This is a genomic window from Streptomyces coryli (genome assembly GCF_011044975.1).
GTDB classification, from domain to species: Bacteria; Actinomycetota; Actinomycetes; order Streptomycetales; family Streptomycetaceae; genus Streptomyces; species Streptomyces coryli.
On record NZ_JAAKZV010000040.1, the window covers coordinates 36,235 to 45,153 of the forward strand.

General features: G+C 73.0%; 9 protein-coding genes. 7 read left to right on the forward strand and 2 right to left on the reverse strand.

All coding sequences use genetic code 11. The features are described 5' to 3' along the window. The first annotated feature begins 3 nt into the window (after window positions 1-3). Both G5C51_RS12320 and G5C51_RS12325 read left to right on the forward strand, forming a co-directional pair. On the forward strand, window positions 4-1,614 hold the full coding sequence (locus G5C51_RS12320; protein ID WP_165236403.1) for a CocE/NonD family hydrolase: 1,611 nt from the start codon (window positions 4-6) through the stop codon (window positions 1,612-1,614). A 31-nt stretch (window positions 1,615-1,645) separates the two neighbouring features. After that, entirely contained in the window at window positions 1,646-2,035 is a 390-nt protein-coding gene (locus tag G5C51_RS12325) for a VOC family protein (RefSeq protein ID WP_165236405.1), read from the forward strand. Here the strand turns inward: G5C51_RS12325 and G5C51_RS12330 are convergent, their stop codons facing one another. Next, complete coding sequence (locus G5C51_RS12330) at window positions 2,036-3,076, reverse strand: Rv2578c family radical SAM protein (protein ID WP_165236407.1); 1,041 nt, start codon at window positions 3,074-3,076, stop codon at window positions 2,036-2,038. A 152-nt stretch (window positions 3,077-3,228) separates the two neighbouring features. Between G5C51_RS12330 and G5C51_RS12335 the strand changes: the two genes are divergently transcribed. The 3 genes from G5C51_RS12335 to G5C51_RS12345 all read left to right on the forward strand — a co-directional run bounded on the left by G5C51_RS12335 (window position 3,229) and on the right by G5C51_RS12345 (window position 6,470). Then, window positions 3,229-3,603, forward strand: coding sequence for a helix-turn-helix transcriptional regulator (locus tag G5C51_RS12335; RefSeq protein ID WP_165236409.1), 375 nt, complete (start codon window positions 3,229-3,231; stop codon window positions 3,601-3,603). After that, complete coding sequence (locus G5C51_RS12340; RefSeq protein ID WP_165236411.1) at window positions 3,600-4,973, forward strand: permease prefix domain 1-containing protein; 1,374 nt, start codon at window positions 3,600-3,602, stop codon at window positions 4,971-4,973. Before G5C51_RS12335 ends, G5C51_RS12340 begins: the two co-directional genes overlap by 4 nt. A gap of 75 nt (window positions 4,974-5,048) precedes the next feature. Then, window positions 5,049-6,470 (forward strand): serine/threonine-protein kinase, encoded by a 1,422-nt coding sequence (locus G5C51_RS12345; RefSeq protein WP_165236413.1) that lies wholly within the window; start codon window positions 5,049-5,051, stop codon window positions 6,468-6,470. On the opposite strand, the gene G5C51_RS12350 is transcribed toward G5C51_RS12345, so the two are convergent. Then, a complete protein-coding gene (locus tag G5C51_RS12350; RefSeq protein WP_165236415.1) occupies window positions 6,460-7,695 on the reverse strand; it encodes a pyridoxal phosphate-dependent aminotransferase in 1,236 nt (411 codons plus the stop codon). The genes G5C51_RS12345 and G5C51_RS12350 overlap by 11 nt on opposite strands. A gap of 171 nt (window positions 7,696-7,866) precedes the next feature. Between G5C51_RS12350 and G5C51_RS12355 the strand changes: the two genes are divergently transcribed. Further along, complete coding sequence (locus G5C51_RS12355; protein WP_206313744.1) at window positions 7,867-8,265, forward strand: hypothetical protein; 399 nt, start codon at window positions 7,867-7,869, stop codon at window positions 8,263-8,265. Next, a partial coding sequence (locus G5C51_RS12360; RefSeq protein WP_165236420.1) for a transcriptional regulator occupies window positions 8,265-8,919 on the forward strand: 655 nt, incomplete at its 3' end. The genes G5C51_RS12355 and G5C51_RS12360, both read left to right, overlap by 1 nt.

The following is an 8,919-nucleotide window of genomic DNA, read 5'->3' on the forward strand; positions in this document are numbered from 1 at the left end:
CGCATGCCCGAGCCCGAGTCCGTACCCGACCGTCACCCGCAACCGGCGCTCTCCCGCCGGACTCTCTGCGCCCTGGGCGCGGCCGCCGGCATCGGCGCGGCCCTGGCACCCGCGACCGCCGCCCGCGCGTCGGCCGGGCAGATCGCCGGTGAGCCGACCGGAGGGCCGCCCGACCCGTTCTTCGCCTACGACCGCCCCGCCGCCTACGGCGTCGTCCGCGAGGACGTCAAGGTCCCGCTGCGCGACGGCAGTCACCTCGCGGCCCAGCTCTACCGCCCCGCCGACGCCACCGGCCGGCCCGCGGCGGGGACCTTCCCCGGCATCGTGTACGAGTACACCGCGTACGCCCCCTCGCTGGAGCAATTCGGCACCGACGCCGCCTATTTCGTCCGCCGCGGCTACCTCGCGCTGGTCTGCCAGGTGCGCGGCGCGGGCGCCTCGCCGGGCACCGTCGACCCCTTCGGCCCGCAGGAGCAGCGCGACAACCACGACGCCATCGAATGGCTCGCCCGGCACGCCGCCTGCGCCGGCCGCATCGGGCAGATGGGCGTCAGCTACGGCGGCCACACCACGGTCCTCGCCGCGGCCAACCGCCCCCCGTCGCTGAAGGCGATCATCCCGGTCAACGCCATCTCCGACTGGTACGAGAACACCATCTACCGCGGCGGCATCTACTCCGCCCGGATCCGCGACTGGCAGCGCCAGTGGGCCCCCGGCACCCTCACCAGCTACGCCGAGCACCCGCTCCACGACGACTTCTGGCGCGACCGCAGCGTGAAGACCCGCTGGGACGCGCTCACCATCCCCATGCTGGGCATCAACGGCTGGTACGACCGCTACCGCGACGGCATGGTGCAGAACTACCTGGCCCGCCCCGACCACGTCTGGCTGGTCTCCGGCCCCTGGGAACACGGCTCACCGCAGGGCCAGTACGCCGGCATCGGCCCCGGCGGCTACCTCGCCTGGTGGGACCGCTGGCTGGCCGCGGACGCGCGGGCGCCCCTGCCCGCCGCGCACATCACCTCGTACGAGGTGCCGGGTCCCGGCGCGGGCGCGGGCTGGCAGCAGTTCGGCCAGTGGCCGCCGCCCGACGCCCGCCGCCGCACCCTCAGCCTGCGCGCCGACGGCTCGCTCCACACCGGCTCCGGCCGCCCGGCCACCACCGGCTTCGACGTCAACACCGGCACGGGAGCCCCCGGACCGCACCAGCAACTGACCTTCTCCACCCCGCCGTTGCGCCACGCCACGGTGCTCGCCGGCGACGCCACGGCCCGTATCCGCGCGGCCTTCACCGCCACCGACGGCAATATCGCGACGATCCTCTACGACCGGGCGCCCGACGGCAGCACCACCTGGATCACGGCCGGCTGGCTGAAGGCGAGCCACCGCCGCGGCCACACGGCACTCACCCCCGTTACCCCCGGCCGCGATCACGACCTCGACGTGCACCTGTGGCCGACGCACTACCGCCTCGCCGCCGGCCACCGGCTCGTGCTCCGGGTCTCCGCCGACGACTATCCGGAGATCGACTCGGACGCGCCGCCGGGTCGCGTGCGGCTACGGCTCGGGGCGGGTGGCTGCGCGCTGGACCTCATGGTCCGTACGCCGGGGTGACGCGAGCGCGGGGCGCGGTTAATGTCCGGTCATGGCCGTTGATTTGAATCACACCATCGTCGCCGCGCGGGACAAGAAGGAGTCGGCGGAATTCGTCGCCGGCATCCTGGGCCTCGAGGTCGGGCCGCAGTACGGCCCGTTCCTGCCCGTCGTCACCGCCAATGGCGTCGCCCTGGACTTCATGGACGCCGACCCGTACCACCCCATCAATGAGCAGCACTACGCCTTCATCGTCACGGAGGCCGAGTTCGACGAGATCTTCGGGCGCATCAAGGAGGCCGGGATCGAATACTGGGCGGACCCCGGCCACCGGCAGCCCGGCGAGATCAACCATAACGACGGCGGCCGCGGCGTCTACTTCCCGGACCCCAGCGGCCACAACCTGGAGATCATCACCCGGCCTTACGGCAGCGGGAGCTGATCACAGCAGCGTCAGCTGGGTGGGAGCGGCCTCGGCGGTGTCCGACGGCCGCTCCGGCTCCGGGAGGCGCCGCGCGACGCCCCGCCCGGAGGGCCCTATTCCGGCCGCCTCCGCGAACTCGTGCACCTGCCGCGTGATCCGCCGCTGATACCACTTGGGCGCGTAGGCCCCGTACGCGTACATCCGCTCGTACCGCCGCACCAGATGCGGATGATGCGCCCCGAGCCAGCTCATGAACCACTCCCGCGCCCCCGGCCGCAGATGCAGCACCAGCGGCGTTACGGATGTGGCCCCCGCCGCGGCGATCGCCTGGACGGTGGCCTCGAGCTGCTCCGGGGAGTCGCTGAGGAACGGGATCACCGGCGCCATCAGCACCCCGCACTGGATCCCGGCGTCGGTGAGCGTCCTGACGACGTCGAGGCGCCGCTGCGGCGCGGGCGTCCCGGGCTCGACCGTGCGCCACAGCCCCTGATCGAGGAAGCCGACGGAGACGGCGACGCCGACCTCGGTGACCTCCGCGGACTGCTGGAGCAGCGGGAGGTCGCGGAGGATGAGGGTGCCCTTGGTGAGGATCGAGTACGGGTTCGCGTAGTCGCGGAGGGCGGAGAGGATGCCGGGCATCAGCGCGTACCGGCCCTCGGCCCGTTGATAGCAGTCGACGTTCGTGCCCATGGCGATGTGATCGCCGTGCCAGCGCGGGGAACGCAGCTCGCGGCGGAGCAGGTCCGGGGCGTTGACCTTCACCACGATCTGCGAGTCGAAGCCCTGGCCCGTATCGAGGTCGAGATAGCTGTGCGTCTTCCTCGCAAAGCAATACACGCACGCGTGTGAGCAGCCGCGATACGGATTCACGGTCCAGTCGAAGGGCATCCGGGATGCGCCCGGCACGCGATTGACGATCGAGCGGGCGCGGACCTCGTGGAAGGTGATGCCTGCGAACTCAGGGGTGTCGAAGGTCCGCGTCACCACATCCGTCCCGAAGAGGGCGGGAGCAGCCGCACCGTCCCCGGCTCCGTCCTGGCTCAGGTTCTGCCAGCGCATCGCACGCACCTCCGCTTGTATCGACTCCGCCGAGAATAGAACACGCGTTCCCTTCGCGTCGAGTCCACGATCGGGTGAGCCCGTTGTGCGGCGTAATACCTAGCGGTACTATGCATCGCGGACTTAGGCATGCAGCCCCCGGAGGAGGCCCCGTGAAAGTCACCAAGGATCTGGTCGCCGCATCGGCGACGCCGATCGTGCTGGGCATCCTGGCCGAGGGGGAGAGCTACGGGTACGCCATCCTCAAGCGGATCAGCGAGCTGTCCGGCGGCGAGCTGGACTGGACCGAGGGGCTGCTCTACCCGCTGCTGCACCGGCTCGAGCGCCTCGGGCACGTGGAGTCGGCCTGGCAGGCGGTCGCCGGTGAGCGGCGGCGCAAGTACTACCGCATCACGGACGGCGGCCTGGCCGAGCTTGCCGAACAGCGCCGCCAGTGGGACACGGTGGTGGACGCCCTGAAGAAGGTCTGGCAGGACGCCGGTGATCTGGGGACGCGAACGGCACGACCGCTGGAGGGGCTGGCATGACCGCGCTGGATGACCGCGGCGGGCTGGAGGCCCAGTTCGCCGAATGGCGTCATTACGTGCAGCGGCGGCCGGAGTTGCGGACGTCCGATGCCGAGGAGCTGGAGGACCACCTGCGGGGTTCCGTCGAGGAGCTCACCGCGCTCGGGCTGCGGGCGGAAGAGGCGTTCCTGGTCGCGGTCAAGCGCATGGGCGGCCTCGACGAGCTGTCCCGCGAGTTCGCCCGGGAACATTCGGAACGGCTGTGGAAGCAGCTGGTGCTGACCGGCGAGGCCGACAGCCCGGCGGCGGACTCCCGCGCCCGCCGCGACCTGCTCGCGCTGGTGGTCTGCGCGGCGGGCGCGGCGGTATCCGTCAAGCTGCCCGCGCTGTTCGGGATGAGCCTGGCGGACGATGCCGGGTTCTACGGGCGCAACATCGCCCTGTTCGCGCTGCCTTGGCTGGCGGCCTTCCTGGCCTGGCGCCGGCAAGTCGGACCGGCGCTGATCGGCGTGCTGGTGGGGCTGTTCGCGCTCGGCGCCGTGGCGGCCAATGTGTATCCGCTCGCCGAGGACTCCCAGTCGGTGGTGCTGACGGCCATCCACCTGACGATCGCCCTGTGGTTCGCGGTCGGTCTGGCCTACGTGGCCGACGACCTGCGCTCGTCACGCCGGCACATGGACTTCATCCGCTTCACCGGCGAATGGTTCGTCTATCTCGCCCTCATGGCCGCCGGCGGCGGGGTGCTGACCGCCTTCACCTTCGGGACCTTCCGGGCCATCGGGATCGTCCCGGAGGACGCCATCCAGCAGTGGCTGCTGCCCTGCGGCGCCGCGGCGGCGGTCGTCGTGGCCGGCTGGCTCGTCGAGGCCAAGCAGAGCGTGGTCGAGAACATCGCGCCCGTGCTCGCCCGGCTGTTCACCCCGCTGTTCGCCGCCACCCTGCTGGCCTTCCTCATCACCTTCGGCTTCAACAGCTCCGGCATCGACGTGGAGCGCGAAGCGCTGATCCTCTTCGACCTCCTCCTGGTCGTCGTCCTGGGGCTGCTGCTGTACTCCATCTCGGCCCGCGAACCGCTCGCCCCGCCCGGCCTCTTCGACCGGCTGCAACTCGCCCTCGTCGCCGCCGCCCTCGCCATCGACGTGCTGGTCCTGGTGGAGATCGCCGGGCGCATCTCCGAGTACGGCACCACGCCCAACAAGACCGCGGCGCTCGGCGAGAACGTCATCCTGCTCGCCAACCTGGCGTGGTCCGCCTGGCTGCTGCTGTCCTTCATCCGCCACCGGCAGCCGTTCTCTGCGCTCGAACGCTGGCAGACCTCGTACCTGCCGGTCTACGCGGCATGGGGCTGGGCCGTGGCCCTGCTCTTTCCCCCGCTTTTCGGCTACGCCTGACCGGCCCCGGCGGCAGCCGCTCCGTTACGCTGTCCGGCGACCGTGCGGCGGCTGGGGAGCAGGGGGTTTCGGGGGATGCGTGCGCTGGGGGCCGGCGATCCGCGCCGGATCGGCGAGTACGAGCTCGACGGCGTCCTCGGCGAGGGCGGCATGGGGAAGGTCTACCTGGGGCGTTCGCCGGGCGGCCGGAAAGTGGCGGTCAAGCTCGCCAAGCCGGAGCTGGGCGCCGATCCGCGCTTCCGGGACCGCTTCCGGAGCGAGGTCGCGGCGGCCCGTAAGGTCGGCGGCTTCCACACCGCGCCCGTCGTCGACGCCGACCCGGACGCCGAACTGCCCTGGATGGTCACGGCGTTCATCCCCGGCCCGTCGCTGGGCGAGCTGCTGCACCGCGACGGGCCCCTCGACGAGTCCCGGCTGCGCGGCCTCGGCGCCGCCCTGGCGGAGGCGCTGCGCGCCATCCACGCCTGCGACCTGGTGCACCGGGACCTGAAGCCCTCCAACATCATCATGGCCGCGGACGGCCCCCGCGTCGTCGACTTCGGCATCGCCCGGGCCCTCGGCGAGACGCGGCTGACCACGGCGGCCGGGGTGGTGGGCACGCCCGGCTTCCTCGCGCCGGAGCAGATCAGCGACCCCGGCCGGATCGGCCCGGCCTGCGATGTGTTCGCGCTCGGGGCGGTGCTCGTACAGGCCGCCGGCGGCGTGCCGTTCGGCGACGGGGACCTCATGGCGCTGATGTACCGGGCGGTGCACGAGGCGGCGGACGTGAGTGCGGTGCCGGCGGAGCTGCGGCGGCTCGTAGCGGCGTGCCTGGAGAAGCGGCCCGAGGACCGGCCGACGCCGGCCGCGATCCTCGCGGAGCTGACCGGCAGGGCGGCGCCCGTCCGCGACCTGCCGCCGCCGCCCGTGCAGGACGTCCTGCCGCCCACGAGGGAGGCGGCTGCTGCCGCGGCGCCCCCGGTGGTCTTCGCGTCGCAGTGGACCGGGGGGACCTGGCGCTTCTGGCGCCTGGTCCTGCTAGTGCTGGCCCCGGCCGTGGGCGCGGGATACATATCGGAGGGCGATGTCGCCGCAGGGTTCGGTGTGGTGGGCCTGGGCGCGTTGTTGTACGTCCTCGCGCTGGTGCCCGCCCTCGTCGGCCGGCCGACCGCGACGTTCGACAGCGGGGGCATCCGCGTCGAGCGGCATCGCAAGACGGTGGGCGGCACGAAGACGCAGCACGCGGCGTACTACCGGTGGAGTGACGTCACGTCCGTCCGCCGGGCGGCCGCCGACAAGGGAAAGATGCCCGTCCAGCTGCTGCTGACCACGCAGGACGGCGGGACGACGCCCGTCATCGTGCCCTGGCCGCTCCGACCGGTCGAGCTCAAAGCGCTCACAGCCGTCCCTGCCTACCGCTCCGCCGCCGCCCTCGGCACCAACGACGGCGCCTGCGAGCTCATCGTGCGCACGGCGATACGGGAGTTCGCCCCGCATGTCCGCGTGATCAACCTCTGAGCGCCGTCAGGGCATCCCGCAGATGGGCCAGCGAGCCGGCGACCCACGGCAGACCGGCGGGGGAGTCGCTGCGCAGCGACTCCCAGCGGCGGGCGTCCGTATCGCCGTACAGCAGGCTCGTGGCCACCCGCACGCGCAGCGCCTCGGGCGCGTCGCCGAAGGCCTCGCCGGGCAGGACGCCGACGCCGTGCCGGTTCAGCAGTGCCGCCGCGAGGGCGGCGCCGGTGTCGATTCCCTGCCGGGCGAGCCGGGGCCGTAGCGGCTCGAAGTCCGGGTAGAGGTAGAACCCTGCCTCCGGCGGGCGGCAGTTCACGCCCGCGGCCGTGAACTCGGCGTGCACGGCCCGCGCCACGGCGCCGTGCAGCCGGCGGGCGGCGGCGATGTGCTCCCGTATCGCGGGCGGCTCGGCCAGCACGTGCGCGGCGACAGCCTGCATCGGAGCGGCCAGGCTGGACCAGATCTCACTGGCGATCCCGGTCAGTTCGGCGTGCAGCCGCTCGCCCCAGGCGCCCGCGGGCAGCCGGGCGCAGCCGATCCGCCAGCCGCCCAGCGCCATGGACTTGCTCAGCCCGGTGGTGACGACGGTGCGTTCCGGAAGGTATTCCGCCGGACTGGGGGCGCGGGCGCCCGAGTGCACCAGCTCGCCGTAGATCTCGTCGGCGATGATCGCGAGGCCGTGCCGGCCGGCCACTTCGCACACCGCGCCTACGTGGTCGGGGCGGGCCACCGTCCCGGTCGGGTTGTCGGGCACGGTGAGCACCAGCATCCCGGCGTCCGGCGCGTCCCGCAGCGCCCGCGCCAGCAGGTCCGGGTCGGGTACGCCACCCGCCTCCGCCGGGACCGGGACGCCCAGCGTGCGCTTCCCCGCCAGCGCCGCCTGCGCGGCATAGCTCACCCACGACGGCCGCGGCAGCACCACATCGCCCGGGAGCGCGAGGATCAGCGCGTAGAGCAGCGCCTTGCTCCCCGGCGCGAACAGCACCTGCTCCGGCTCCGTGGCGAGCCCCCGGCGCGCGAAGAAGCCGGCCGCTGCCGCCCGCGCCTCGGGCGACCCGGCCACGGGCCCGTAGCCATTACGTCCCGCCGCTTCCGCCAGCTCCGCCGCGACCGCGGCCGGTACCGGCAGCCCGGCTTCGCCGAACCCCAGGTGCAGGACCTTCTCGCCCGCTCTCCGCCGGGCCCGCAGCTCCTCGTCGATGGCCAGCGTGGCCGAGTACGCCGTCATGGCCGACCCCCTCCGTACGGGCGGGCACCGCACGCTGCTGTTAGCACAGAATGCACACCCTTATCGGTGTAATCAGTAACTTCACCTTTTCAGGCCACTTCTGAATAACCTCCTCGGCACCGCTTCCGCAAGGGGTGGGGGCAGCGGTGAGGGGAGGGGCGGGTGTCCGCGATGGAGGACCACCTGCATGAGGCCATGGCCCTGCCCGGTGCGCGCAACGCGGCGGTGGTCGAGTGCGCAACCGGGTTCGTGCTGGCGGCTGTTGGAGCCACGCCGCGGGGCAGTGCGGACGAGACCGCCGTGGAGACGGCGGAACTGGCCCGGATGGCCATCGAGCACGCGGCGTTCGCGGGCGGCGACGACCCGGGCGGCAGTGCCCACCGGCCCGGCGACTCCGGTGTGGAGGACGTCATCGTGACCACGCGCACCGCGTATCACGTGCTGCGTTTTGTCGACGCCGCCTTCGACGGCGGCGTGTTCGTGCATCTGCGGCTCGATCGCAGCACGGGCAACCTCGCGCTGGCGCGGATCCGGATGCGGAGCGTCGCCGAACGCCTGGTGGGGGCCTGATGGCCGGGGAGTTGCTGCTGCGGCTCGCCGAGGAGCGGGCCAGCGGGGCGGTGCTGTGCGACGCCGGCACGGTCTTCCTCCGCGACGGCGCCGTGGTGCACGCCGAGAGCCCCGCCGCGCCGGGTGTCGAGGCGCTGCTGATCGGCGGCGGACTGCTGCCGGCCGACCGGTGGCAGGAGGCGATCGACGCGGCCGGGGCGCGCAACGGCGTCGCCCGGCATCTCGTCGACTCGGGCCGGGTGGGGGCGCCCGTACTGGAGATGCTGCACCTCAGCGCCGTTTACGACGCGGCGTATTTCGCGCTGGCCGCGGGCAGCACGGCGCGCCGCTTCCGCGCCGGCGTGGCGCACTGGCTCGGTCCGGTCTGCCCGGTGACCGCGCCATCGCTGCTGCGGGAGTCGGCGCGCAGGGCCGAGCTGCTCGCCTCCCTGTGGCCGCATCCGCAACTCGACCAGGTGCCGGTGGTCCGCCGCGACCCGCCGCGGCCGCCCATGATCGGGCGCCGGCAGCGCACGGTGCTGGATGCCGCCGACGGGAAGCGCACGCCCTCCGTGATCGCACGGCTGCTTGCCCGCCCCGCCTTCCACACGCTGCTCGATGTCCGCCGGCTGGCGGCAGCCGGACTGATCGCCACCCCGCGGCCCCGGCCACCGG

What these genes read in the sequence shown, in the direction of transcription:
- G5C51_RS12320 (WP_165236403.1), top strand. Translation starts at nt 4, where the DNA reads ATGCCCGAGCCCGAGTCCGTACCCGACCGTCACCCGCAACCGGCGCTC.
- G5C51_RS12325 (WP_165236405.1), top strand. Translation starts at nt 1,646, where the DNA reads ATGGCCGTTGATTTGAATCACACCATCGTCGCCGCGCGGGACAAGAAG.
- G5C51_RS12330 (WP_165236407.1), bottom strand. Translation starts at nt 3,076, where the DNA reads ATGCGCTGGCAGAACCTGAGCCAGGACGGAGCCGGGGACGGTGCGGCT.
- G5C51_RS12340 (WP_165236411.1), top strand. Translation starts at nt 3,600, where the DNA reads ATGACCGCGCTGGATGACCGCGGCGGGCTGGAGGCCCAGTTCGCCGAA.
- G5C51_RS12345 (WP_165236413.1), top strand. Translation starts at nt 5,049, where the DNA reads ATGCGTGCGCTGGGGGCCGGCGATCCGCGCCGGATCGGCGAGTACGAG.
- G5C51_RS12350 (WP_165236415.1), bottom strand. Translation starts at nt 7,695, where the DNA reads ATGACGGCGTACTCGGCCACGCTGGCCATCGACGAGGAGCTGCGGGCC.
- G5C51_RS12355 (WP_206313744.1), top strand. Translation starts at nt 7,867, where the DNA reads ATGGAGGACCACCTGCATGAGGCCATGGCCCTGCCCGGTGCGCGCAAC.